Here is a 25778-nt window from a genome sequence, read left to right on the forward strand (position 1 = left end):
TCAGCGGCGCTGCTGGGCGCCGAGCCGCTCAGCCGCCAATGCCACGGCAGCATCGCGTGCCGCGCTGGCTTCGTCCTCGGTCAGCGTCCGGTCCGGTGCCCGGAAGCGCAGCGCCAGGGTCAGCGACGTGCGGCCCTCCCCGATCTGCGGACCGGTGTAGACGTCGAACAGCCGGACACCCTCCAACAGTTCACCCGCGCCTTCGCGCACCACATCGACCACTGCGGCAGCAGCGACGCCATCGCCGACAATCAAGCTGACGTCCTGGAAAACCGCGGGGTACGGCGACACCGACGGCACAATCGCACGCTCGACTACCGGGATGGCATCGAGATCCACCTCGACCGCGCAGGTGCCCTTGGGCAGCCCGGTGCGTTCGATCACTGCCGGGTGCAACTGCCCTGCGTAGCCGACCACCACGCGGCCGACGAGCACCTCGGCGCAACGGCCCGGATGCCACGGAAGCTCTTGCGCGCTACGCAATGTCACCTCGACACCGCAGGCGCGGGCGATGATCCGCACGGTTTCGAAAGCATCTGTCGCGTCCACCGCACGGCCCGAACCCCACGGGCCGGCAGGTTCGCGCAGTCCGGTCAGTACCGCCGCGACATGCAGCGGCTGGCGCGGCAGCGCACTGTCGATCTCGGCCAACTCGCCGTCGGTGGGACGACGGTCCACCGGGATCGGCCCCACTGCACGAGTGGTGGATGTCGCGTGCACCACCTGCTCGATACCGAACAACGCGACATCGGCAGCACCGCGGGACACGTTGCGTACCAACGCTTCCAGCAGACCCGGCAGCAGTGTGGTGGCCAGCGCGGGCCGGTCGGACTCCAGCGGGTTGAGCACCGAAATGGTGGCGCGACGCGGATCGTCGGCGGCCAGCCCCCAGGCGTCCAGCACCCCGGCCGGCAGGAACGGCGTCGGCAGAACCTCGACGAAACCGTTGAGCGCCAGCGACTTACCGATCGCGCGGCGGCGCTGCTGGGTCGCCGTCAAGCCACGACCGGCCGGCGCCTGCGGCAGGACCGACGGAATGGCGTCGAGCCCTTCCAGCCGCAGCACCTCCTCGACCAGGTCGGCGGGTTGCTTCATATCAGGCCGCCAACTCGGCGGAACCACCGTCGCGGTGTCACCGTCGACCGTCACCGAAGCCCCAATCTGGGTGAGCCGGCGCGCAGTGGTGCCCTCGGGGTAGCTGACACCGGCCAGTCGGTCCGGCAGATCCACGGCCATGGTGACCGGTGGCTGCGACCAATCCGGCGCAGCGCCCTCACAGTGCCAGTCGGTCAGTGTGGGTTCGACTGTGCCACCGGCGATCTCGGCCAACAGCGAAGCGCAGCGGTCCAACGCGGCCCGGGAGATCGCGGGGTCGACAGACCGCTCGTACCGGCGGCTGGCCTCACTGACCAGATGCAACCGACGCTGCGTGCGGGACACCGCAGCCGGATCCCAGACCGCGGCTTCCAGCAGCACATCGGTGGTGGTGTCGCGGACCTCGGTAGTACCGGCACCCATCACGCCGCCGATGGCGGCGGTGGCCACGTCGTCGACGATCAGTACGTCGGCCGGATCCAGTTTGCGCTCAACATCATCGAGGGTGACGACGGTCTCCCCCGGCTTGGCGAAGCGCACGTCGAAACCGCCGGTGATCAGGCTGCGATCGTGGGCATGCATCGGGTGACCGAGTTCAACCATCACGTAGTTGGTGACGTCGACGGCTGGCGAGATGGCGCGGATGCCGGACAGCAGCAGGCGGCGCTGCATCCACCACGGCGACGCCGCCGCCGGATCGATGCCCACCACCGGCCGCAACCCGAAACGCTGCACACCGGTACCGGGCTGCACAGTCAACGGCCAGGCCTCGCCCTCGACGGGCAGGGCCGGCACGTCGGCCGGGTCGACGAAATCCAGGTCGTAAGCGCAGGCGATCTCGCGCGCCATGCCGCGAATGGACAAGCAGTAGCCGCGGTCCGGCGTGATGGCGAGGTGGAACACCACGTCGTCCAGGCCCAGCACCTCGGCGCCCGACGCACCGGGCTCGGCGGTGCCCGGCGGCAGCACGATGATGCCGGAATGGTCGGAGCCGAAGTTCAATTCGGCGGCCGAGCAGATCATGCCGTCGGAGACCTTGCCGTAGGTCTTGCGCGTCGCAATCTTGAAATCGCCCGGCAGCACGCAGCCCGGCAGCGCCGCTACCACCAGGTCACCGACCGCGAAGTTTCTTGCCCCACAGACGATGTCGCGTGGTTCGGCTTCACCGACGTCGACCTTGCAGGCCCGGATCGGCTTCTTGAACTCGGTGAGCTCCTCGATCTCGACGACCCGACCGACAGTCAGCGGGCCGGTGACGGGCCCGGCACTGATGACGTCCTCGACCTCATGGCCGATCCGGATGAAGGCCTGTTCCAACTCTTCTGGCGACACGTCCCAGCCCGGGGCACCGGCCTGAACGGCTTCACGCAGCCAGCTGTACGGAAGACGCATCAGGCACCCACCCCGAACGGCAGGGAGAAGCGCACGTCGCCCTCAACCATGTCGCGCATGTCAGGAATTCCGTTGCGGAACTGCAGGGTTCGCTCCAATCCCATGCCAAAGGCAAATCCGGAGTATTCGTCTGGGTCAATGCCGCAGGCGCGCAACACATTCGGATTGACCATGCCGCAGCCGCCCCATTCCACCCAGCCGGGGCCGCCCTTCTTGTCCTGAAACCACACGTCGACCTCGGCCGACGGCTCGGTGAACGGGAAGAAGTGTGGACGGAACCGAGTGCGACCGTCGGGGCCGAACTGGGCACGGGCCAACGCATCCAGCGTGCCCCGCAGGTTGGCCATGGTCAGGCCCTTGTCCACGGCCAGACCTTCGACCTGATGGAAGACCGGGGTGTGGGTGGCGTCGAGTTCGTCGGTGCGGAAGGTGCGGCCGATGGAAACGATGTACACCGGAAGTTCGCGCTCCAGCAGGGCGCGGATCTGTACCGGCGAGGTATGTGTGCGCAACACCTGGCGCGACCCTTCCTGGGCGAGCGAAGCGTCGCTAGAAGTCACCGGAGCGATGTGGAAGGTGTCCTGCTCGCTGCGTGCCGGATGGTCCGGCGGGAAGTTCAGCGCGTCGAAGTTGAACTGCTCGGTTTCGACCTCGGGGCCCTCGGCCAGTTCCCAGCCCATGGCCACGAAGGTGTCGGCGACGTTCTCGGCCAGGATCGTGATCGGATGCCGCGCGCCGATGGGCTGGCGGGTCGACGGCAGCGTCACGTCGATGCGCTCGGCGATCAGGGCCGCGGTGTCGCGCTCGACCCGCAGCACCTCCAGGCGGGTGTCATAAGCCTGTTGGGCCTCGGTTCGCGCCACGTTGACCCGCTTACCTGCGTCGGCACGGTCAGTCTTGGGCAACGTCCCCAGCGCCTGACGCGCCAACGCGATGGGCGCCTTGTCGCCGAGGTGCTCGGTCTTGGCGCGGGCCAGCGCGTCCAAGTCAGCGGCCTGTTCAAAGGCAAGCCGAGCTGCGCTGACGGCTGCTGTCAAGGCTTGTTCTGAGAGGTCATTGGGCTGCTCCGGCACCCGCCGATCATAGCGACGCGCACCCAGCGGGCCGCGATACCCTCACGCGGTGCTCGTACGTCCGATGCTCGTCACGGTCCTCTGGTTGTGTGCAGTAGTGGCCGCATTCGCGGCAGTGACCGTCAATCCGTGGTGGACGGTAGCTGCAGCGGTGCTCCTGGCGCTGGCAGCGCTGGGCACCTGGGACCTGGTGCAGACCCGGCATTCGATTCTGCGGATGTACCCCGTGCTGGGTCACGTCCGGTTCCTGATGGAGTTCATCCGCCCGGAGATCCGGCAGTACTTCATCGAGTCCGATACCGAGGCCACGCCGTTCGACCGCGAGACCCGCGACCTGGTCTACGAACGCGCAAAGGGCACCAAGGGTGACGAGCCGTTCGGCACCGACCGCGACGTCAACGCAGTGGGGTACGAGTTTCTGCGACATTCGCTGCGCGCCCGGACCGCCGACGACCTCAACCCTCGGGTGCGGCTCGGCGGGCCGGGATGCACCCAGCCTTATGACATCGCTCTACTGAACGTGTCGGCGATGAGCTTCGGGGCGTTGTCAGCCAACGCCATCGAGGCACTCAACGGCGGCGCTGCGCGCGGCGGGTTCGCCCACGACACCGGCGAAGGCGGCATCAGCCCGTACCACCTGCGCGGTGGCGGGGACCTGATCTGGGAGATCGGCTCGGGATACTTCGGATGCCGCGACGCCGAAGGCCGCTTCGATCCGGACCTCTTCACCCAGAAGGCAGCGCTGCCGGCCGTCAAGGCCATTTCGATCAAACTGTCGCAAGGCGCCAAGCCAGGGCTCGGCGGCGTACTGCCCGGCCCCAAAGTCAGCCCCGAAATCGCCGCAACCCGTGGAGTTCCGGCAGGGCGCACCGTGGTTTCCCCACCGTCGCACAGTGCCTTTGGCACCCCAACCGAACTGCTCGAGTTCATCGCGACGCTGCGCCGACTGTCCGATGGCAAGCCTGTCGGCTTCAAACTGTGCATCGGCGCACGCACGGAATTCTTGTCGATCTGCAAGGCGATGCTGGCCACCGGTATCACCCCGGATTTCATCATCGTCGACGGCTCCGAGGGCGGAACCGGTGCAGCGCCACAGGAATTCGAGGACCACGTCGGCATGCCGCTGACCGAGGGCCTGATGCTGGTGCACAACAGCCTGGTCGGGACCGGGCTGCGGGACCGGATCCGGATCGGCGCCTCGGGCAAGGTCGCCAGCGGCGTGGACATTGTGAGCCGGATGTGCCAGGGCGCCGATTTCACCATGGCGGCGCGAGCCATGATGTTCGCCGTCGGCTGCATCCAGGCGCTGAAGTGCCATACCAACCGCTGCCCGGCCGGAGTAGCCACCCAGGACCCCGCGCGGGCTCGTGCGCTCGACGTCCCGGACAAGGCCACTCGCGTCTACAACTTCCAGCGCGGGACCGTGGCCAGCGCGGCACAGATCGTGGCGTCCATGGGATTGGACGGCTTTCACCAGTTGGCTCCGGCGATGCTGAACCGACGCATCGACGGTCAGCGCACCCATACCTATGCCGAGATTTACGAGTGGCTACGGCACAGCGAACTGTTGACTCATCCGCCCGAGTCGTGGCGCGCAGACTGGGCCGATGCCCGGGCCGACTACTTCGTCTGACGAAGGCGGGTCACCAACGCGGCAGCCGTGGCACCGACCGCTGCCGCAGGGGTCGCGGCCACGACTAGGTCCGGCGTGTGGGCGAGTACGGCATAACCGAAACCAACGCCCAGCCCGAACAGCACGCGTCTGGCTCGGGTCCAGAATGCCGGCGGTTCCAGCCTGGTCGACATCAGCATGCCGAGCACCAACGCGACCACGTGACCGGTGTCGGTGAAGTCGGTACTGACCAGCACCACTGCCACTGCCGCCGGCAGCCACCAGCTGAACCACAACGGTTTGAACCGGTGCGGGACCGCCGAGGTCAATGCGCCAACCACTGCCATCACCGCGTAGCTGACCCCGACATCGGCGACCCGGCTGATCGATCGCGGCAGCCAGCCGAGTTCTACGGCCAATGCCAGCCCGGCCGCGACCAGGATCGTCGCCCCGACGTGGCCGACGACGAGGACTACCAGGAGTCGTCGGCCGTGCCACAGCAGTTCAGCTGCCGCCAGCAGACAAACCAAGCCGGGCAGCCACAGATAAACCAATTCGGTCTCAGCGACGAACGCGCTGCCCAGCAGTGTTCCGAGCCGGCCATGAGCGAGGTTGTGCAGATTGGTACTTTCGTGCCGGATGACCTGATCACGAATCTTGGGCCCGAGCGCCACCAACGTCACCATGACGACGCACAACGCCGCGGTGTAAACGACGGTGACGCGAACCCGGACCAGTCGGGCCCACACCGTCGACAGCACTACTCCGGCCCGTCGGTCTCGCTGTAGTCGATATCAGCCGCCGCGTCCTTGCGCTGCTTGACCCAGTACATGACCAGGTCGTCGGGAACCCCGGAAATCTTCGGCGCGAACAGCTGTTTGCGTACCCTCTTGAAGCTGACGCCCAGGGCGTCCAGGTACTGCTCGTCGATCTGATCCACGACCGCCTGCGAGACGATCAGCCCGCCCTTGGTAGCCCGTTCCATGACACGGGCGGCGATGTTGACGTCGACGCCGAGCCAGTCCGATCCGATGCGCTGCGGCCGACCGGTGTGGATGCCGACGCGCATCTTGGGCCGATAACCTTCTATCTCAACGGTTTTCAGCGCGTCCATCGCCTCGATGACCGACCGCAGCGCGGTCACCGGATCAGCGAACACAGCCATCGAGCCGTCGCCCATCCGCTTCACGATATGCCCGCCGGCAGCCAGCATCGGGGGCTCGACGACCTGCGCGACCCGCCGAAGTAGCCGCAGCGTGGTTTCGTCACCGGCCCGAAGCGACCACGCGGAGAACGCAACCAGGTCTGTGAAGACCAGCGTCACTTCAGGGTTCGCCGGCTTGCCCGAAACCATCTCGGTCAATGCCTGCCACACCTGAAGTCCGGCCAGACTGACCTCGTGGGTGGCGCCGCCACGTGACAACAACCTGTCCGCAGCGCGCGCGACGGCGCTGGGACCGCCCTCGCCCGCGGTCGACAAGGGGTCGCCGAATTCGGGGTCACCCGGCAATGATCGCCGGGCCCGCCTGACCAGATCGATGACGGGCTGACTCTGATTGGTGCTCCGCAACCACCCCAACAGACCCGAAGAGGTCGGCGCGATGCCATTCGGCGTGTCCAACTCGCCAATACCGTCGGACCGTTCTTCGAACGATTCGACATCCACGACGCCACATTAGGGGTCGACGACCCCACCGGCAACGTCGGCCACCGCAGCGTCGCCGCCGGGCCGCCGCACCTTGGCCGGAGAAGCCGCGAACCTGCAGGTCACCGCGATATGGCGGCTCTGTGGACACCGGGTAACAGTGCCGGGCGACGCGCCGCAGTTTGATGGACAACGCACGTTGTCACGATTATCGTGGCGGCCACACCCCTCGGTTTCGACGATGAGCGAGGACACCATGGACGCAAGATCAACGACCGCCGCACCCGATGCCGCAGCTACCGAACAAGCTGTTGGACATCCCCTTGGTCCGGATTCACTGACCTGGAAGTACTTCGGCGACCTGCGCACCGGAATTCTGGGCGTGTGGATCGGCGCGATCCAGAACATGTACCCCGAACTCGGGGCGGGCGTCGAAGACCATTCCATCCTGCTGCGCGAACCGCTGCAGCGCGTGGCCCGCTCGGTCTACCCGATCATGGGTGTGGTCTACGACGGCGACCTCGCAGCGCAGACCGGAGCCCAGATCCGCGGCTACCACAACACCATCAAGGGCGTCGACGCCGAGGGCCGGCGTTACCACGCGCTCAATCCTGAGACCTTTTACTGGGCACACGCTACGTTCTTCATGCTGATAATCAAGACTGCCGAGTATTTCTGCGGCGGGCTGACCGAAGCCGAGAAGCGCCAGTTGTTCGACGAGCACGTGCAGTGGTACCGGATGTACGGCATGAGCATGCGACCCGTTCCGAAGACCTGGGAGGACTTCCAGATCTACTGGGATCACAAGTGTGCCGAAGAATTGGAGATCAACCGGGCCACACTGGACATCTTCACCATCCGTATCCCCAAACCCTGGTTCGTGTTGATGCCGACCACCATGTGGGACGAGATGTTCAAGCCGTTGGTAGCCGCACAGCGCTGGATCGCCGCGGGCGTTTTCGACCCGGCGGTTCGGGAGCGCGCGGGGATGCGCTGGACTCCGGGCGACGAGGTTCTCCTGCGGATATTCGGCAAGGCCGTCGAATTTGCATTCCTGGCGGTTCCCGACGAAATCCGTTTGCACCCAAGGGCACTGTCCGCGTACCGCCGGGCCTCAGGGCGGGCTGCGCCCGACGCGCCACTGGTCGAAGCACCGGGATTCATGGCCCCGCCGAAAGACCGCCGGGGGCTCCCGATGCATTATGTGCCTCACCACAGAACGTTGATGGAGCGTGCCGGGTCACTGGTACACACCACCTTCTCGTTGGCCGGCCGCCGTCCTGCGCGTGGCCGGCAGAAACCCGGAAAGGCTGCCTGAGTAAATGCTTGATTGGTCCGACGTCGACCTTGCCGTGCGCGATGCAGTGCGGGAGTTCGTGGACAAGGAGATCCGCCCGCACCTCGACGAGTTGGAAAGCGGCGAAATGGAGCCGTACCCGATCGTGCGGAAGTTGTTCGCCACGTTCGGCATCGATGCGATGGCCAAAGAAGCCCTGAACAAGCGACTGGCCCGCCTTCGGGACGACTCTGCACCGTCAGCGGGCAAGCCGCGAGCCTCCGGCGGCATGTTCGGCGGCGGACCGGACCAGGCCGGCATGGGCATGGTGCTGATCAGCGAGCTGTGCCGGGTCAGTTCGGGTTTGGTGACCGGTATCGGCGTCAGCCTGGGCCTGACGGTGCCCACCATCCAGAACCGCGGCACCTTGGCCCAGCAGGAACGCTGGCTGCCCGGTTTGGTGACGTACGAGAAAGTCGGCGCCTGGGCGATCACCGAACCCGACTCCGGTTCGGATGCCTTCGGCGGCATGAAGTCCTACGTGGTGCGTGACGGTGAGGACTACATCCTCAACGGCCAGAAGACGTTCATCACCAACGGACCCGATGCCGACGTGGTGGTCGTCTACGCGAAATTAGAGGAGGGCGACGCGCAAGCCGATGGGTCCTCACGCGAGCGCTCGTCCCGTGACAAGCGCGACCGCAAGGTGCTGACCTTCGTCCTGGACCGTGGCATGGAAGGCTTCGTGCAGTCAAAGCCGTTCCGCAAGATGGGTATTCACTCGTCGCGCACCGGCGAGCTGTTCTTCAACAATGTGCGGTTGGGCCGGGATCGCCTGCTGGGTGAGACCGAGGACAACAAAGCGGGGGACGGTCGCGACAGTGCCCGGTCCAGCTTCACCGCCGAGCGCGTCGGGGTGGTGTCCATGTCACTGGGCATCATCGAAGAATGTCTGCGGCTGTGCGTGGACTACGCCAAGACCCGGACCTTGTGGGGCAAGGAAATCGGACAGTTCCAGCTGATCCAGCTCAAGCTGGCCAGCATGGAGGTGGCCCGAATGAACGTGCGCAACATGCTGTTCCGGGTTATCGAGTCCGGCCAGCAGGGGCGGCCCATCCCGCTGCCGGAGGCGTCAGCCATGAAGTGGTACTGCTCGCAGGCCGCTACCGACGTCGCAATGGACGCGATTCAGCTGTTCGGTGGCAACGGGTACATGACCGAGTACCGGGTCGAGCAGTTGGCCCGCGACGCCAAGTCGTTGATGATCTACGCCGGCAGCAACGAGGTACAGATCACCCACGTCGCCAAGGGACTACTGGCTTAGCATCCGCCGGCCCGGATGGGCGCCGTGCCAGCCGTCGAAGGCACGGTCCCAGTCCGGGCCGTCGAGCGCCGTCAGCGAAGCGGGGAACAGGCCGTCTTCCTCTTTGACGACGTGCTCGTACAGTTCCTCGACCGCAGCCCGGATGCGCTGTTGGTCGGTGGCGTCCGCCAGGTCGACGGTGTCCAGCAGTTCAGCGAGCTCGCGGTGTTCGCGCACCAGTGGGTCGATGTATTCGGCATATTCGGGCTCCCGACGCATGACGGCGAACAGGCCGTTCTCCTCACCTTGCCAATGACTACGGAGCTCGTCACCCATCAGCGCGAGATGCTCACGCGCCGAATCGATTTCGCCGCGGTCCAACGCACGGACGGCCTCGCCGCCGTGGTTGAGCGCACGCTCGTGCTCGGCGATGTAGTCACGTAGCAACGGCATCTCACGGCACCCGCAGTATTGACACATAAGCCGAGACTACGTTTTGTTGCGGCGGAATCGTCGCCAATAGCGCCAACAACCGTAGTCCCGGCGACCGGGTCAGGACTGCGCGCGGGCGCTCTCGTACAGGCAGATGGCTGCAGCCGCAGCGACATTCAGACTCTCGGCGCTCCCCCGCATCGGGATGCTCACCCGCTGCGACGCCAGCGCGGCCACCTCGGCAGGCAGACCGTGCGCCTCGGGACCGAACAGCCAGGCCGTACGCGCGGAAAGGTCGGCCGAACGAAGGTCGACAGTCGCGTCCAGCGCAGTGGCCAATACCGCGACCCCGCTGTCCAGGATCGCCGAAACCACCCCCGTCGCATCGGAATCCACCACGACGGGCAAGGAAAAGATGCTGCCCGCCGAGGACCGCAGGCACTTTCCGTTGTACGGGTCGACGCTGTCGCCGGCGAACACCACACCGTCGGCGCCCATGGCATCGGCGGTACGGATCAGGGTGCCTGCGTTACCCGGCTCGGACATCCCCACCGCAACCACCAGCAGCCGCGGACCGGCAGCCAACACGTCGACCAAACCGACGTCAGGAAGCGAACACACCGCCACCAAGCCAACGGGAGTCACGGTGTCCGACAACGATTTCGCGGCACGTTCGGTCACCAGCGTCACGGGAGCCCCGGTCAACAGCGCACCAAACCGGTCCAGCGCCGCGGCGGTCGAAAAGACCTCAGAAACAAGACCGCGCCGCAGCGCCGCCTCGACGAGGTTAGGTCCCTCGGCAAGGAAGCGCCCGGCGCGTTTGCGCCCGACGTGGCGCTGCAGCTTGGCCGCAGCCACCACTCGGGCTGATCGCTCGGTGAGCGCTGAGTCCTCAGTCAGACTCAGGCAGCCTCTCCGGACGGAGCGTTGACGTCCTCGGGCAGGGCAGCCTTGGCGGCCTCGACCAGAGCGGCGAACGCGGTCGGGTCGCTGACGGCGATCTCGGCCAGGTTCTTGCGGTCCACCTCGATGCCGGCCAGCTTCAGGCCCTGGATCAGGCGGTTGTAGGTGATGCCGTTGGCGCGGGCCGCAGCGTTGATACGCGAGATCCACAGCTTGCGGAACTCACCCTTACGGGCGCGACGGTCGCGGTAGGCGTAGGTCAACGAATGCAGCTGCTGTTCCTTGGCCTTGCGGTAGAGCCGCGAGCGCTGCCCGCGGTAACCCTTGGAGGCCTTCAGTACTGTGCGCCGCTTCTTCTGAGCGTTCAGTGCGCGCTTCACGCGTGCCATGAGATGTTCCTATCGTTCGTTCGGGTAGCGGGCTGTACTAGCCGTTCAGCATCTTGTTGACACGCGAGGTGTCGTTCGCAGCGACCACGGCGCGGCCGTCGAGGCGACGGGTGCGCTTGGTGGCCTTGTGCTCCATCAGGTGGCGACGGTTGGCCTTCTGGCGCACAATCTTGCCGGTTCCGGTCTTGCGGAACCGCTTCGATGCGCCACTGTGGGTCTTGGCCTTGGGCATGTGTCCTCAGTTTCTTTCCGTGCGATCACCTCACTGCGGCTGGTGGCCGCAGCGTGGCTTTCGCGACTAACTACGCGGTTGCGTCAGGTTCAGGTGCCGCAGGTTCCGGCCGGCCGGCCGGGGTATCGGCATCGTGCGCCGCCTTGGCGCGAGTCTTCGCGCCGCGGTGCGGTGCCAGCACCATCGTCATGTTGCGGCCGTCCTGCTTGGCGGACGTCTCGATGAAGCCGTATTCGGCGACGTCGGCGCCCAGCCGCTGCAGGAGCCGGTAACCCAATTCAGGTCGCGACTGCTCGCGTCCACGGAACATGATGGTCACCTTGACCTTCGACCCTGCTTCCAGGAAGCGGACGACGTGACCCTTCTTGGTCTCGTAGTCGTGGTCGTCGATCTTGGGGCGCAGCTTCTGTTCCTTGACGACGGTCTGCTGCTGGTTCTTGCGAGACTCACGTGCCTTCTGGGCCGTCTCGTACTTGTACTTGCCGTAGTCCATGATCTTGCAGACCGGCGGCTTGGCGCTGGGCGCAACTTCGACAAGGTCGAGATCGGCGTCCGCGGCGACGCGGAGTGCATCTTCGATGCGCACAATGCCCACCTGCTCACCGTTCGGTCCGATCAACCGAACTTCAGGTACGCGGATGCGCTCATTGACGCGTGTCTCAGTGCTGATGGGGCCTCCCGGGTTGTTCCAGTAGTTCCGTGGGGACCACACCCGGTTCAGCGCATCTGTTCGCACGAACAGAAAAGCCCTGCATATAGCAGGGCCCAATGCCGACCGATCACGGCTCTCGCCGCCTGCGTACCGCGCAGAACAGGCACGTAAAGTGCCTGTGACCGGACCGCCAAGCCGCGAGGCCGACGGTGGGAGTGGGACTCCACTTGCTGTCCTGACGTCAGCCAGGACGGTCGCGCATGACACTCTAGCAGGCATGACCGACCCGAACATAATGCGCGATGCCGAAACTGCAGCTGAGGAAGCGCAGGTACGCGAGCTGGCTGAGATTCCGGCCGTCGAAGTGATCACCCGCTGCGCCGTCATGCTGATGAGTGCCGCCGCCGAGAAATTGGGCCTGGCCGAGGAAGACCCCGACGAAAGCCCGCACCGCGATTTGGACGAAGCCCGCCGGTTGATCACTGCGCTGGCCGGATTGACCCAGGCCTCGGCGGAATATCTGGGGCTGCACGCCGGCCCGGTTCGCGACGGGCTGAAGAGCCTGCAGCTGGCATTCCGGGAAGCCAGCGTCGCACCCGACGAACCGGGGCACGGTCCTGGGGAGAAGTACACCGGGCCCGTCTGGTAGTGCAGCGGGCATGCAGCAACGAGACAGACACGGGCCTGAAGTCTGATACCCATTCAGAGTTTCAGCGCATATTCTCCGGCCCATGACCTTGACCGTGACTAAGCAGTCGCATCGCACGACGAGGTTCTCGTGGGTCCCGGAAGTCGCCGGTGGGACCGTCGGCGTTGTGGCCACATTGTCGCTGGTGGCGAGCATTTCACCGCTGGTTCGATGGATCATTCATGCCCCGCGCGAGTTCGTCAACAGCTATCTGTTCAACTTCCCGGACACCAGCTTCGCGTGGGCATTCGTGCTGATGCTCCTGGCCGCGGCGTTGGCAGCGCACAAACGCATCGCCTGGTGGCTGCTGCTCATCTACATGGTCGGCTCGGTGGCTTTGAACATCTACGGGCTGGCCACCGGAGACCGACCGATGGTCGACCTGACCGTCGTCGAGGATTTCGGTGAAGCGCTTGGTCTGACCTTCCACGTCGCGGTGATCGTGCTGCTGTTGCTGGCCCGCCGCGAGTTCTGGGCGAAAGTCCGACGCGGCGCACTGCTCAAGGCGGCTGCGACGCTGGTCGCGGGTATGGCGGTCGGCATCCTGTTGGCCTGGGGTCTGCTCAAGCGGTTTCCGGGCCACGTCGACCCCGATTACCTGCTGCCCTACGCGATAAACCGAGTCAGCGGGTTCGCCGCCGTCGACAAGGACCTGTTCGGCGGGCAGCCGCACGTGTTCCTCAATGCCCTGTTCGGTTTGTTCGGCGCGGTGGCGCTGATGCTCGCAGCGGTCGTGCTGTTCCAGTCCCAGCGCGCCGAGAACGCCCTTACCGGTGAGGACGAATCCGCCATCCGCGGCCTCCTGGAGCTGTGGGGCAAGCACGATTCGCTGGGTTATTTCGCCACCCGACGCGACAAGGCCGTGGTGTTCGCTCCCAACGGCCGCGCCGCTGTCACCTACCGAGTCGAGGTCGGTGTGTGCCTGGCCAGTGGCGATCCGGTCGGTGACCCACGGGCCTGGCCGGCCGCCATCAACGCTTGGCTGGCGTTGTGCCAGACGTACGGCTGGGCTCCCGGCGTGATGGGCGCCAGCTCGGCGGGCGCCGAGGCGTTCCGGGTCGCCGGCCTCAATGCGCTGCACCTGGGCGACGAGGCGATCATGCACCCGGAGTCCTTCCGGCTGTCGGGGTCGGACATGCGCGCCGTTCGCCAGGCGGTGACCCGAGCCCGTCGAGCCGGCCTGACGGTGCGAATGCGCCGCCACCGCAACATCAGCGCCGACGAAATGGCAGCGGTGATCCGACACGCCGACGAATGGCGGGATACCGAGACCGAGCGCGGCTTCTCCATGGCGCTGGGCCGGCTCGGCGATGCCGCCGACGGTGACTGCCTGCTGGTCGAGGCAGTGCAGCACGCGGGTCAGCAGAACGAGGCCGTCGTCGCGATGTTGTCGTTGGTGCCGTGGGGCAACAACGGGGTATCGCTGGACCTGATGCGCCGCTCTCAAGGCTCACCCAACGGCACCATCGAACTGATGGTCAGTGAGCTGTGCCAGCGCTCGGAAGAGATTGGCGTCACCCGGATTTCGCTGAACTTCGCGATGTTCCGCTCGGCTTTCGAACAGGGTTCGCAACTCGGTGCCGGTCCCGTGCTGCGATTGTGGCGCGCGCTGTTGATCTTCTTCTCCCGCTGGTGGCAGCTTGAGACGCTGTACCGGTCCAACATGAAGTACCTGCCCGAGTGGGTTCCTCGCTACGCCTGCTACGAGGACGCCCGCCTCATCCCGCGCGTCGGTGTGGCCTCCGGTATCGCCGAGGGCTTCCTGGTGTTGCCGTTCTCCAAGCGCGACGAGCAACCGCATACCGGTCACCACATCGCGGCACCGCAGAACCTGGTCGACTCGGGCCGTCTCCATCACGACGGCAGCGCCCCCGACGTCAGCGGGATCTCGACGGTGGAACCCGACGCTGAGAGCGAGCAGCGCCTGCCCGATCAGGTGCGGGTCCGGATGGCGAAATTGAAGACGCTGCAGGACAACGGAATTGATGCCTATCCGGTGGGCCAGCCACCGAGCCACACCATCGCCGAGGCAGTCCAGTCCGCGCCCGATACTCCGGTGTGCGTAGCGGGGCGCGTGCTCCGGCTACGCGACTACGGCAGCGTGCTGTTCGCCGAGTTACGGGACTGGTCGGGCGAAGTCCAACTGTTGCTGGACAATTCGAAGCTGACAGATGGGACGGTGGCGGACTTCACCGGGGCGATCGACCTCGGCGACCTGCTCGAAGTGTCCGGCGTCATGGGCACCAGCCGCAACGGCACCACCTCGGTACTGGTGCACAGTTGGCGCCTGACAGGCAAATGCCTTCGCCCATTGCCAGACAAGTGGAAGGGACTGATCGACCCCGAGGCCCGGGTCCGCACACGCTATGTCGACCTGGCCATCAACGAAGAGGCCCGGCACCTCATCACCGCCCGCAGTCGCGTGTTGCACTCCATCCGGGAGACCTTGGTAGGCAAGGGATTCCTGGAAGTCGAAACTCCGATCCTGCAACAGATCCACGGCGGCGCGAACGCGCGGCCGTTCGAGACCCACATCAATGCCTATGACCTCGATCTGTATCTCCGGATTGCGCCGGAGCTGTACCTGAAGCGACTGTGCGTCGGTGGAGTGGAGCGGGTGTTCGAACTCGGGCGTGCATTCCGCAACGAAGGCGTCGACTTCAGCCACAACCCGGAATTCACCCTGTTGGAGGCCTACCAGGCGCATGCCGACTACAACGTGTGGATCGACGGCTGCCGCGAGATCATCCAGAACGCCGCAGCAGCGGCAAACGGCCGGCAGGTTGTCATGCGGCCGCGCAGCGACGACGGCACGCTGCAACCGATCGACATTTCCGGTCAATGGGCAGTCAAGACGGTCCATGATGCGGTGTCGGAAGCCCTCGGCGAGGAGGTGACCCCGCGGACCGACCTTGCCGCATTGCGCAAGCTGTGTGACGCCGCCAAGATCCCCTACCTAACCCAGTGGGACGCCGGAGCCGTGGTGCTCGAACTGTACGAGCGCTTGGTCGAGGATCGGACCGAGGCGCCGACGTTCTACAAGGACTTCCCCACATCGGTGTCGCCGCTGACCCGCCCACACCGCAGCATTCCGGGCGTAGCCGAGCGCTGGGACCTGGTGGCGTGGGGCGTCGAGTTGGGTACCGCGTACAGCGAGCTGACCGATCCGGTGGAACAGCGGCGCCGATTGCAGGAGCAATCACTGCTGGCCGCGGGCGGCGACCCCGAGGCCATGGAACTGGACGAGGACTTCCTGCAGGCCATGGAATACGCCATGCCGCCGACTGGCGGTCTCGGGATGGGTGTGGACCGCGTGGTCATGCTGATCACCGGTCGCAGCATTCGCGACACGCTCCCGTTCCCCTTGGCGAAGCCACGGTAGCCATCCCGAGCCACCACCAGCTCACAGGAACCTCCCAGCTTCAGCCGTCACCATGTCGCTGTTGTGATCGGGGCAACGGCGGCCGGAACATCTGGCGACCAACAGGTTTCGTTGATGCAAGGTTGGCTGCCGCTAAGTATTCAGATCGCCGCAACGGTGGTGCTGATCGTGGCGGTCGGCTGGCGTAGTCGGCGTTGGCGCACGGTGTGGCTACCTGTCGCCGCGGCCTTCGGTGCGGCGCTGACCGCTGGAGCACACTGGTTCGTCACCTCACAAGGGCTGTCCGATGAACCGGCCCCGACCCAGTTGTGGGTCTGGACCGGGATATCCGGTGCAGCGCTGGCCCTGCTCGTCCTTGGTTGGCGGGCCACTCGATGGTGGCGCCGAGGCCTGGCGGTGCTGTCGGTACCGCTGTGCGCGTTGTGCGCGGCGTTGGCCTTGAACCTGTGGGTGGGCTACTTCCCCAATGTCGAGACCGCTTGGGGGCAGGTCAGTTCCGCGCCAGTGCCGGACGAGACCAAGCCGGAAACCGTGGTTGCCATGCAGAAGGCCCGCCAGATACCACGGACCGGCCAGGTTGTCCCGGTTCAGACAGGCTGGGCTGCATCGGGTTTCAAACATCGCGACGAATTCGTGTACCTGCCGCCGGCGTGGTTCGCCTCCAGTCCGCCGCCGAAGCTGCCGACGTTGATGATGATCGGCGGAGAGTTCAACACCCCGGCCGACTGGCTACGCGCAGGCAACGCCATCAAGACCGCCGACGACTTCGCCGCGGCCCACCACGGCAATGCTCCGGTCATGGTATTCGTCGACTCCGGCGGTGCATTCAACAACGACACCGAATGCGTCAACGGTCCCCGCGGCAACGCGGCCGACCACCTCACCAAAGACGTGGTGCCGTTCCTGAGCGCCACCTACGGCGTCAGCACCGACCGGCGAAACTGGGGCATCGTGGGCTGGTCGATGGGTGGCACCTGCGCGGTCGACCTGGCGGCGATGCATCCGGACCTCTTCAGCGCCTTCGAAGACATTGCCGGCGATATCGCGCCCAACGCAGGCACTCGCACCCAGACCATCCAAAGACTGTTCGGCGGCAACGCATCCCGGTATGCCGACTTCGATCCGATGACGGTGATCGCCCGCCATACGTACAACGACATCTCGGCCTGGTACGACATCAGCGGCCCGGTACTGTCGCGCGCGTCGCGCGTGCTGCCGGCGCAGACCGTCGCGGCCAACTCACTGTGCCGATTGGGCACCACCCACGGAATGCATTGCGTGGTGGTCGAACAACCCGGCAAGCACGATTGGCCGTTTGCCGCACAGGCGTTCACGACGGCGCTGCCGTGGCTCGCCGGTCAGGTCGGCACACCCGAGGTGCTCAAGCAACCACTACCTGGTGCGACGGCTCCGGCCGTCACGGTCGAGGCCGCGCGGCGGTAGCCAGTCGCTGGCCTGGCAACCCATCGGACGCGACTATCCGGCGGGTAACGTGAAGTCATGGCCGACGAATCCGCCGCGCAGCCGCCGTCAAAGGGTCCTGACGAGCCCATCGACGCCGAGATCGTTCCTCTCGAACCGAGTGGCCCCGCAGCTCCGACAGTTCCGGCCGCTCCCGTCGCGCCGGTGGTAGACCCCGGGTACACCGCCGATGGCGTTCCAACGTTCGAGTCGGTGCGCGAGAAGATCGAAAACCGTTACGGCACAGCCATTGGCGCCGCCGAGCTGGCATCGGAGACCCCGGAAGGCCGCTCTGTCGAAGAGCAGTACGAAGCTCGTCAGAAGGCCGCTGCCGAACGGCTCGAGGAAATCCGTCGTTCGATGCGCGACAGCTGACTTGCGTACCTTCACCGTTGCCGAGCGCCGCGCCCGGTTGGCCCGGCGTCATTTCCTGGCAGAACCGACGACTGAGCTGAACCAGGTCACCCGGTCATTGGTCGGCCTGCACGCCACTGACCCGGCGACGCCGTATCTCTCGCTGTGGGCACGTCTGCCCCGCTTCGCCGTCAGCGACCTGGATCAGGCCTTGTACCGGGATCGCGGTCTGGTCAAACACATGGCTATGCGCCGAACCCTGTGGGTGGTGAGCCGTGAGGATCTGTCCGCGGTCCAAGCCAGTGCCAGCGACCGGGTGGCGGCCACCGAGCGCAAGCGGTTGATTGGTGATGTGCAGAAGGCCGGTATCGCCAGCGATGGCACGGTCTGGTTGGAGCGCGCCTCGGCGGCGGTGCACCAACACCTGGCCACGGGTGCCGTTGCCAACACGGCTACGCTACGCGCGGCCCTGCCCGAGTTGTCCGGCCAATGGGATCCGGCGCCCGGAAAGACCTGGGGCGGAAGCACTCCCGTCGCGCCGCGGGTTCTGACGGTGTTATCCGCGCAGGGCACAGTTATGCGCGGACCCAATGACGGCGGGTGGACGACGGCCCGGCCGCTATGGGCATCAGCGGCGCATTGGTTGCCGGCCCCGGTGACCGCACTGGATGCCGGTGTGGCGCGAATCTCGTTGCTGCGCAATTGGTTGCACACCTTCGGCCCGGCCACCGAGGCTGACGTGAAGTGGTGGTTCGGCCAGACGCTGAGCTGGGTGCGGGGCGGGCTGCGGGACGTCGGCGCCGTCGAAGTTGCGTTGGCGGAGTGCAGTACTCCGGGCTATGTGCTGCCTGATGACCTCGACCCCGAACCCGCGATGGCGCCGTGGGGTGCGCTGGTGCCGGCGCTCGACCCGGCCACCATGGGCTGGCAGGTCCGGGACTGGTACCTGGGCATGCACGCCGGGCAGTTGTTCGACCGCTCCGGTAACGCCGGGCCGACGGTGTGGTGGGACGGCCGGGTGGTCGGCGCCTGGGGGCAGGACGCCGACGGCCATGTGCAGCTGGTCTACGCCGAAGATGTACCTACGGCGGCCCGAAAGCTATTGCAACGCAAGGCTGCTGAACTCACCGATTGGCTCGACGGAGTGCAGATCAGGCCGCGCTTTCCGTCGCCGCTGACCCCGCGCTAGGCCGCGTCAGCGGCGACGGGTCTTTCCGAGGCGCCGTCCCGTGCCGAAGTAATCGCGGAAGACGTACAACGCCGGCGACCATGCGTCAGTGTCGATGTAGTTGGTGGCCGTGTCGGCGAGGTGTCTGTCGGCGTGCACGGTCCGGACGTAGGTCTCCACGATCCGGAAGCCGTCTCCGTCCGGCCCGGCCGGCACGTGGATAGCCTGGACTTCGGCCTCACATTGGATCGCGCACTCGGCGATTCGCGGTGGGCCAACCGACGCAGAGGGCTGCGGCGTGAATCCACCCGGCGACCATTTGTCGTTTGTGTAGCAGAACTGGTCAGCCTTGTGCGCCGCTGGCGGGTTACGGCCGGTCAGCAGAGCGATCGCCTCGACCTGCGCCCATCTGTCGGCGTGCGGGTAATTGATCACGCATTCGCCTTCCCGCGCCAGGTTGGCGAACGTTTGGGAGGTCGCCTCCCACCCCAGCACGATGGTTCGTCCGAGCGCCCAGGTCGAGGACATCGGCCCGATGTTGACCGAACCATCGGGACTTGTCGTGGTGACCAGCGCAATCGGTGTACCGACGTACAGCACCTTGGGACGAACGATCACGTGCGTGTGCTCGAGTTGGACCGGGATGTCGGATGGCATGTGTCCACCGTTGCACCGCAATGATTCGGTAGCCGCCGAACTATTGCGTAGTTAGCGTTGGCGCATGCCCACCTACGCCCACTCTGTACCGGACATCGCGGCTATCGGACGCCTGCTCGGCGACGATAGCCGTGCCGCGATGACGCTGGCTCTGATGGACGGCCGGGCGTGGACTGTGGGTGAAATCGCGCGCTATCTGGGTATCGCCAAGTCGACTGCGACCGAACACGCGCACCGACTGGTCGATGGCGGCTTGTTGACTGAGGCCCATCAGGGCCGACATCGCTACCTGAGGCTGGCCGGCCCAGACGTCGCGGAGGCGGTCGAGGCCTTGGGGGCGCTGAGCGGCACAATGCTGACCCCGCAGCACACCCTCTCGGCCGGCACCCGCGACACGGCCCTGCGAGCCGGGCGAACGTGCTATCGCCACCTGGCCGGCCGGCTCGGCGTCGATTTGGTGGAAGCACTGCACGAACGCGAAATCGTCACCCGGGATTGGGAACTCGGACCGAATGGCGCCGACTGGTTCGCCCAACTCGACATCACGCCCCAGCCATCCCGAAAGCCACTACTGCGAGCGTGCCTTGACTGGACCGAACGGCGTGACCACCTCGCCGGCGCGTACGGCGACGCGCTGTGCGACCACCTGCTGCGGACGTCCTGGCTCGCGCGGCGTGGCACGACACGTGCGGTGCGGCTCACCGACAAAGGGCGGGCCGAACTCGCGCAGCTCGGCATAGACCTGTAGCAGACTGCCGCGACCCTTACGTACTAGGCGCTGACCTTGCGGCGCTTGGCCTTTGGCGGTTCCGGCACGTCGACGAGTTCGGCCAGGAACTGCCCGGTGTAGCTGCCCGAGTTGGCCGCGACATCCTCCGGGGTACCCGACGCAACGACGGTGCCGCCGCCCGCTCCCCCTTCGGGTCCCATGTCCACAATCCAGTCCGAGGTCTTGATCACGTCCAGATTGTGCTCGATGACGATGACCGTATTGCCTTTGTCGACAAGGCCATTGATCACCTTGAGCAACTTGCGGATGTCCTCGAAATGCAGGCCGGTGGTCGGTTCGTCGAGGATGTAGATGGTCCGTCCAGTCGAGCGTTTTTGCAGCTCGGCCGCCAACTTCACGCGCTGCGCCTCACCGCCGGACAGTGTCGGTGCGGGCTGGCCCAACCGAACGTAACCAAGACCCACGTCGACGAGGGTCTTGAGGTAGCGGTGGATCGAGCTGATGGGCTCGAAGAATTCGGTGGCCTCCTCGATGGACATGTCGAGGACCTCGGAGATGGTCTTGCCCTTGTAATGCACCTCAAGGGTCTCCCGGTTGTACCGGGCGCCGTGACAGACCTCGCATGGCACATACACGTCGGGCAGGAAGTTCATCTCGATCTTGATGGTGCCGTCGCCGGAGCACGCCTCGCAGCGGCCGCCTTTGACGTTGAACGAGAATCGACCAGGCTGATAGCCGCGGACTTTCGCTTCGGTGGTGGCGGCGAACAGCGTCCGGATCTTGTCGAACACCCCGGTGTAGGTGGCCGGGTTGGACCGCGGTGTGCGGCCGATGGGCGATTGGTCGACCCGAACCAACTTGTCGAGTTGCTCGAGTCCGTTGATCCGGGTGTGCCGGCCTGGCACCTGCCGGGCACCGTTGAGCTTGTTGGCCAGCACCGAGGCCAGGATGTCGTTGACCAACGTCGACTTGCCCGAACCCGAGACGCCGGTGACCGAGGTCAGTACGCCGAGCGGGAATGCCACGTCGACATCTTTGAGGTTGTGTTCCCGTGCACCGACGACAGTGACCTGCCGTTTGCGATCGACCGGCCGGCGCACCGCCGGGACCTCGATGCTCTCACGGCCCGAAAGATAAGCTCCGGTAAGCGAATTCGGGTTGTCGAGCAACTCCTTGTAGGTACCACTGTGCACGATCTGACCGCCGTGCTCACCGGCCGCCGGTCCGATGTCCACCACCCAGTCGGCGTGCGCGATGGTGTCGAGGTCGTGCTCGACGACGATCAAGGTGTTGCCCAGGTCCCGCAGCCTCACCAGAGTATCGATGAGCCGGCGGTTGTCCCGTTGATGCAAGCCGATGGACGGCTCATCCAGCACGTACAGCACACCGACCAGACCGGACCCGATCTGGGTGGCCAGCCGAATACGTTGCGCCTCACCGCCGGACAGTGTTCCCGCCGCACGGGACAGCGTGAGGTAGTCCAGCCCGACGTCGAGCAGGAAGCCCAGCCGCGACTGCACCTCCTTGAGCACCTGGCCCGCGATGGCCTGCTCGCGGGTGCCCAGAGTCAGCGCATTGAGGAAAACCGAGCAGTCCGAGATGGACAGATCACACACCTGCGCAATGGATTTCGCATCGTCGCCGGCCGACAGCGTGACCGAGAGAATCTCCGGCTTGAGCCGGGTGCCTTCGCAGACGGGGCACGGGATATCCCGCATGAAGCCCTCGTAGCGTTCCTTCATCTGCTCGGATTCGGTCTGCTCCATCCGGCGCTGAAGAAAGGCCAGCACACCTTCAAAATCCGCGTAATATGAGCGCGTGCGACCATACCGGTTCCGGTACCGCACGTGCACCTGATGGTCGGAGCCTTCCAGAATTGCCTTGCGCGCCTTGGCCGGAAGCTGACGCCACGGGGTGTCGACATCGAAACCCAACTCCTCGCCGAGACCCGCCATCATGCGGGTGAAGTATTCTGCGTTGTGGCCCATGGACCATGGGGCGACAGCTCCCTCGGCAAGGGTCAGCTCCGGGTCAGGCACCACCAGGTCCGGGTCGACTTCCTTGCGGATGCCCAATCCGGTGCAGTCAGGGCAGGCACCGTACGGCGAATTGAACGAAAACGACCGTGGCTCAAGGTCATCGACGGCCAGCGGGTGCCCGTTGGGGCAGGCCAGCTTCTCGGAGAACCGCTGCTCGCGGTGCGGCGCATCCTCGTCGACGTCGACGAACTCCAGCACCACGATGCCATCGGCCAACCCGAGCGTCGTTTCCACCGAATCGGTCAGTCGCTGTTTGGAGCTGGCCTTGACGGTCAGCCTGTCGACCACCACCTCGATGTCGTGTTTTTCCTGCTTCTTCAGCTTGGGCGGATCCGTCAGCGGATGCACCACACCGTCGACGCGCACGCGGCTGTAGCCCTGGCTGTTGAGCTTCTCGAACAGGTCGACAAACTCGCCTTTACGGGTACGCACCACGGGCGCGAGCACCTGGAACCGGATGCCCTCATCCATGGCGAGCACCTGGTCGACGATTTGTTGCGGGGTCTGGCGCGCGATGCGCTCACCACACGTCGGGCAGTGCGGGGTGCCGGCCCGGGCGTACAGCAGACGCAGATAGTCGTAGACCTCGGTGATGGTGCCGACGGTCGAGCGCGGGTTGCGGTTGGTGGACTTCTGGTCGATGGACACCGCCGGCGACAAGCCCTCGATGAAGTCGACATCGGGCTTGTCCATCTGGCCAAGGAACTGGCGCGCATAGGCCGACAGCGACTCGACGTAGCGGCGCTGTCCCTCGGCGAAGATAGTGTCGAACGCCAGCGAACTCTTGCCCGAGCCGGACAGACCGGTGAATACGATCAGCGAGTCTCTGGGCAGGTCAAGGTCGATTCCGCGCAGGTTGTGCTCACGCGCACCTTTGACGATCAGACGGTCGGACACGCGTTTCCCTTCACCCCTGCTGTGTGCAATGCAGACACCACAGCGCCATGCTATGTGCCGCCACCGACAAGCCCCAGCCAAGTCCGAGCCCAGTGCCGAGCCCAAGCCCGATACGGTGGCCTTATGACTGTCGTCGATGACACCTACACCGGCCACCTCGAGCCCGGTACCGCAGCGCGTCGCACACTGCCAAGCGCAACCATCATCAAGGCCTCGGTCGGCCCGATGGACAACAACGCCTACCTCATCACCTGTTCCCACACGGGAAAGACGCTGCTCATCGACGCCGCCAATGACGGGGCGGTGCTGGTCGAGCTGATCAAGAGCCAGGCGCCGAACGTCGACCTCATCGTCACCAGCCACCAGCATTTCGACCACTGGCAGGCCCTGGCCGAGGTGGCCGAGGCCACCGGCGCGCCGACGGCCGCGCACGCGCTGGACGCCGAGCCGCTACCGGTCAAGCCGGACCGGATCCTGGCCGACGGCGACACCATCACCGTCGGTCATCTGGTCTTCGACGTTATTCACCTACAGGGACACACCGAAGGCTCGGTGGCGCTGGCGCTGCGCGGCGCCGATAGTGATGTCACTCACCTGTTCACCGGAGACTGCCTGTTTCCGGGCGGCGTCGGGAAGACCTGGCAGGAAGGCGACTTCGAGCGTCTGCTGGGCGACGTCACCCGCAAGGTGTTCGACGCCTACCCGGATTCGACGGTGATCTACCCCGGCCATGGCGACGACACCACCCTCGGGGCCGAGCGGCCGCACCTGGACGAGTGGCGGGCGCGGGGCTGGTAGCCGCTCAGAGCTTGGCGATCACCTGCTCGCCAAACAGCGCAATCGCCTCCTTGGCATGCGCCAGGCTGTCGCCGGGCACTTGCACCTGCACCCAGGTGACGCCGAGTGCGGCCAGCCTCTCGATGCCGCCGAGGTAGGCGTCGGCGTCGAATCCGTCGTGGCCTGGCACGCCGCCCACGTTGTTGCTGAAGGTGATGTCCAACCCATCGGGATTGCGCCCTGCCTCGTCCAAGCGGCGGCGTAGATCCTCGATTCCGGCCTGCAATTCGGCCAGCGACTCCAGCGACGCCGTGCGCGCCGTCTGGGCGAGGACCGCCGGCGCGGGGAACGGGCACCAACCGTCGCCGTAGGCAACCGCGCGACGGCGGGCCGCAGCCGTGTTGCCGCCGATCCAGATAGGCGGCGGAGATGCCGGCCGCGGATGCGCGGTGATGCCCGTCGCGGTGAAGTGCCTGCCCTCGAAGCAGACGTCGTCGGTGGTCCAGATCGCCCGGATGACCTGTAATGCTTCCTCTACCAGCGCCGCCCGCTCTTCGAAATCGACACCCAGAGCGGTGAATTCACGCTTGAGGTAGCCGACGCCGACCGCCAGGGTGAACCGCCCGCCGGACAACAGGTCCAACGTCGCACCGGCTTTGGCGACCAGGAACGGATTTCGGTACGGCAGTACCACCACGTTCGGGATCAATCGCATGGTGCTGGTGTGCGCTGCGGCAAACCCCATGGCAACGAACGGATCCAAGGCGTCGTGGCCGCCTGCCTGCAGCCACTTGTCCGTCGGCGCGGGGTGATCGGTGAAGCCGAAGCCCGCGAACCCCGCGGCTTCGGCGGCGGCCGCGACCGCGGCGATGCCCGCGCCGTCGACCAACTCCGGGTTGTACGGGTGGCTGTGCATCGGGTGGGTGATGGCGAATCTCATCGGACCTGGTTGCGTCACTCACCTACCGTGACACTTTCGCTCATATTTGTAAATGCCAGCGCGGGAACCGATGGCGCACAAATAGCGAGGCACCCGGTGAATCACCGGGTGCCTCCGCCAAACTCGCTGATATCAGGACGTGTGAACAATCAATACATCGACCTTCGAGCGACGCGCGACGTTGGCCGGCACCGAACCGAGCAGCCGGCCGGCGATGGTGCTCAGGCCGACATTGCCGACCACCAGAAGGTCTGCGTTGGCGCCTTCCGCCAGCTCGACCAGCGCGTCGACCGGCGCGCCGACGATGGCCTTCTCCTCGACCTGGGTGGCACCGGCAGCCTCGGCCCGCTCCCTGGCTTCCCGCAGAATCGAGTAGATGGGTGCGTTGCCGGCCATCTGGTAGCCCTCGTCCTTGAGGACGTCCGCGGCACGCTGATCCTCACCCTGAGGGAAATATGCGGTCGCCACGATCAACTTGGCGTTGGCTCCCGCGGCGATCTCGCCGGCGCGATCCACCGCGCGCAACGACGAATCCGATCCGTCCGTACCGACGACCACGGTCTGATAGCCGCTCATCCATGCCTCCCGTTATCCAGGTTTAATCCACGCCCGGTCCACTGTCCGGCGTCAACGCAGACAGTAATCGCTACCGCACCGCACGCGGAGTGGTTTCACCACAAG

General features: G+C 65.8%; 23 protein-coding genes. 10 read left to right on the forward strand and 13 right to left on the reverse strand.

What is annotated here, in order from left to right; all coding sequences use genetic code 11:
* Both pheT and pheS read right to left on the reverse strand, forming a co-directional pair.
* Complete coding sequence (gene pheT, locus M2432_RS26245) at positions 1 to 2487, reverse strand: phenylalanine--tRNA ligase subunit beta (RefSeq protein WP_280829780.1); 2487 nt, start codon at positions 2485 to 2487, stop codon at positions 1 to 3.
* Positions 2487 to 3560, reverse strand: coding sequence for a phenylalanine--tRNA ligase subunit alpha (gene pheS, locus M2432_RS26250; RefSeq protein ID WP_280829781.1), 1074 nt, complete (start codon positions 3558 to 3560; stop codon positions 2487 to 2489). Before pheS ends, pheT begins: the two co-directional genes overlap by 1 nt.
* 64 nt (positions 3561 to 3624) lie before the next feature.
* Between pheS and M2432_RS26255 the strand changes: the two genes are divergently transcribed.
* Positions 3625 to 5193 carry an FMN-binding glutamate synthase family protein gene (locus M2432_RS26255; RefSeq protein ID WP_280829811.1) on the forward strand — a complete coding sequence of 523 codons (1569 nt, stop codon included), beginning with the start codon at positions 3625 to 3627 and terminating at the stop codon, positions 5191 to 5193.
* Here M2432_RS26255 and M2432_RS26260 read toward each other — a convergent pair.
* Positions 5181 to 5933, reverse strand: a complete 753-nt coding sequence (locus tag M2432_RS26260) for a rhomboid-like protein (RefSeq protein WP_280829782.1) — start codon at positions 5931 to 5933, stop codon at positions 5181 to 5183. The genes M2432_RS26255 and M2432_RS26260 overlap by 13 nt on opposite strands.
* The gene (locus tag M2432_RS26265) at positions 5933 to 6838 is read right to left on the reverse strand and encodes an adenylate/guanylate cyclase domain-containing protein (RefSeq protein WP_280829783.1); all 906 of its coding nucleotides are present in this window, start codon (positions 6836 to 6838) and stop codon (positions 5933 to 5935) included. The genes M2432_RS26260 and M2432_RS26265 overlap by 1 nt, the downstream gene beginning before the upstream one ends.
* Before the next feature lie 235 nt (positions 6839 to 7073).
* On the opposite strand from M2432_RS26265, the gene M2432_RS26270 reads away from it, so the two are divergent.
* Positions 7074 to 8135 (forward strand): oxygenase MpaB family protein, encoded by a 1062-nt coding sequence (locus M2432_RS26270; RefSeq protein WP_280829812.1) that lies wholly within the window; start codon positions 7074 to 7076, stop codon positions 8133 to 8135.
* Between the two features lie 4 nt (positions 8136 to 8139).
* Complete coding sequence (locus tag M2432_RS26275; RefSeq protein WP_280829784.1) at positions 8140 to 9417, forward strand: acyl-CoA dehydrogenase family protein; 1278 nt, start codon at positions 8140 to 8142, stop codon at positions 9415 to 9417.
* On the opposite strand, the gene M2432_RS26280 is transcribed toward M2432_RS26275, so the two are convergent.
* The 5 genes from M2432_RS26280 to infC all read right to left on the reverse strand — a co-directional run bounded on the left by M2432_RS26280 (position 9406) and on the right by infC (position 12022).
* On the reverse strand, positions 9406 to 9849 hold the full coding sequence (locus tag M2432_RS26280; RefSeq protein WP_280829785.1) for a hemerythrin domain-containing protein: 444 nt from the start codon (positions 9847 to 9849) through the stop codon (positions 9406 to 9408). The two genes, M2432_RS26275 and M2432_RS26280, sit on opposite strands and share 12 nt — an antisense overlap.
* A 99-nt stretch (positions 9850 to 9948) precedes the next feature.
* Complete coding sequence (locus M2432_RS26285) at positions 9949 to 10689, reverse strand: RNA methyltransferase (protein ID WP_280829786.1); 741 nt, start codon at positions 10687 to 10689, stop codon at positions 9949 to 9951.
* A 41-nt stretch (positions 10690 to 10730) separates the two neighbouring features.
* The gene (gene rplT, locus M2432_RS26290) at positions 10731 to 11120 is read right to left on the reverse strand and encodes a 50S ribosomal protein L20 (RefSeq protein WP_280829787.1); all 390 of its coding nucleotides are present in this window, start codon (positions 11118 to 11120) and stop codon (positions 10731 to 10733) included.
* 37 nt (positions 11121 to 11157) lie between these two features.
* A complete protein-coding gene (gene rpmI, locus M2432_RS26295; RefSeq protein WP_280829788.1) occupies positions 11158 to 11352 on the reverse strand; it encodes a 50S ribosomal protein L35 in 195 nt (64 codons plus the stop codon).
* A gap of 70 nt (positions 11353 to 11422) precedes the next feature.
* Positions 11423 to 12022: a translation initiation factor IF-3 gene (gene infC / locus M2432_RS26300; protein WP_280829813.1), complete on the reverse strand. Its 600-nt coding sequence runs from the start codon at positions 12020 to 12022 to the stop codon at positions 11423 to 11425.
* Positions 12023 to 12281: 259 nt separating this feature from the next.
* Here infC and M2432_RS26305 point away from each other — a divergent pair, with 259 nt between their 5' ends.
* From M2432_RS26305 to M2432_RS26325, 5 genes are all read left to right on the forward strand, one after another.
* Entirely contained in the window at positions 12282 to 12653 is a 372-nt protein-coding gene (locus tag M2432_RS26305; RefSeq protein ID WP_280829789.1) for a DUF1844 domain-containing protein, read from the forward strand.
* A gap of 82 nt (positions 12654 to 12735) precedes the next feature.
* Positions 12736 to 16074: a bifunctional lysylphosphatidylglycerol synthetase/lysine--tRNA ligase LysX gene (gene lysX, locus M2432_RS26310; RefSeq protein WP_280829790.1), complete on the forward strand. Its 3339-nt coding sequence runs from the start codon at positions 12736 to 12738 to the stop codon at positions 16072 to 16074.
* A 114-nt stretch (positions 16075 to 16188) separates the two neighbouring features.
* Positions 16189 to 17517, forward strand: a complete 1329-nt coding sequence (locus M2432_RS26315; protein WP_280829791.1) for an alpha/beta hydrolase-fold protein — start codon at positions 16189 to 16191, stop codon at positions 17515 to 17517.
* 57 nt (positions 17518 to 17574) lie between these two features.
* On the forward strand, positions 17575 to 17910 hold the full coding sequence (locus M2432_RS26320; RefSeq protein ID WP_280829792.1) for a hypothetical protein: 336 nt from the start codon (positions 17575 to 17577) through the stop codon (positions 17908 to 17910).
* 1 nt (position 17911) lies between these two features.
* A complete protein-coding gene (locus M2432_RS26325) occupies positions 17912 to 19078 on the forward strand; it encodes a winged helix DNA-binding domain-containing protein (RefSeq protein WP_280829793.1) in 1167 nt (388 codons plus the stop codon).
* Positions 19079 to 19084: 6 nt separating this feature from the next.
* Here the strand turns inward: M2432_RS26325 and M2432_RS26330 are convergent, their stop codons facing one another.
* Positions 19085 to 19714 (reverse strand): flavin reductase family protein, encoded by a 630-nt coding sequence (locus tag M2432_RS26330; protein WP_280829794.1) that lies wholly within the window; start codon positions 19712 to 19714, stop codon positions 19085 to 19087.
* A 64-nt stretch (positions 19715 to 19778) separates the two neighbouring features.
* Between M2432_RS26330 and M2432_RS26335 the strand changes: the two genes are divergently transcribed.
* Positions 19779 to 20462 (forward strand): winged helix-turn-helix domain-containing protein, encoded by a 684-nt coding sequence (locus tag M2432_RS26335; RefSeq protein ID WP_280829795.1) that lies wholly within the window; start codon positions 19779 to 19781, stop codon positions 20460 to 20462.
* Positions 20463 to 20485: 23 nt separating this feature from the next.
* Here the strand turns inward: M2432_RS26335 and uvrA are convergent, their stop codons facing one another.
* The gene (gene uvrA / locus M2432_RS26340) at positions 20486 to 23380 is read right to left on the reverse strand and encodes an excinuclease ABC subunit UvrA (RefSeq protein WP_280829796.1); all 2895 of its coding nucleotides are present in this window, start codon (positions 23378 to 23380) and stop codon (positions 20486 to 20488) included.
* A gap of 123 nt (positions 23381 to 23503) precedes the next feature.
* Here uvrA and M2432_RS26345 point away from each other — a divergent pair, with 123 nt between their 5' ends.
* The gene (locus M2432_RS26345) at positions 23504 to 24178 is read left to right on the forward strand and encodes an MBL fold metallo-hydrolase (protein WP_280829797.1); all 675 of its coding nucleotides are present in this window, start codon (positions 23504 to 23506) and stop codon (positions 24176 to 24178) included.
* A 4-nt stretch (positions 24179 to 24182) separates the two neighbouring features.
* On the opposite strand, the gene M2432_RS26350 is transcribed toward M2432_RS26345, so the two are convergent.
* Both M2432_RS26350 and M2432_RS26355 read right to left on the reverse strand, forming a co-directional pair.
* Positions 24183 to 25097, reverse strand: coding sequence for an LLM class F420-dependent oxidoreductase (locus tag M2432_RS26350; protein WP_280829814.1), 915 nt, complete (start codon positions 25095 to 25097; stop codon positions 24183 to 24185).
* A 132-nt stretch (positions 25098 to 25229) separates the two neighbouring features.
* On the reverse strand, positions 25230 to 25673 hold the full coding sequence (locus tag M2432_RS26355; RefSeq protein ID WP_280829798.1) for a universal stress protein: 444 nt from the start codon (positions 25671 to 25673) through the stop codon (positions 25230 to 25232).
* Positions 25674 to 25778 lie beyond the last annotated feature (105 nt).

Origin of the sequence: Mycobacterium sp. OTB74 (assembly GCF_029892685.1) — a bacterium.
Taxonomy (GTDB): Bacteria; Actinomycetota; Actinomycetes; order Mycobacteriales; family Mycobacteriaceae; genus Mycobacterium.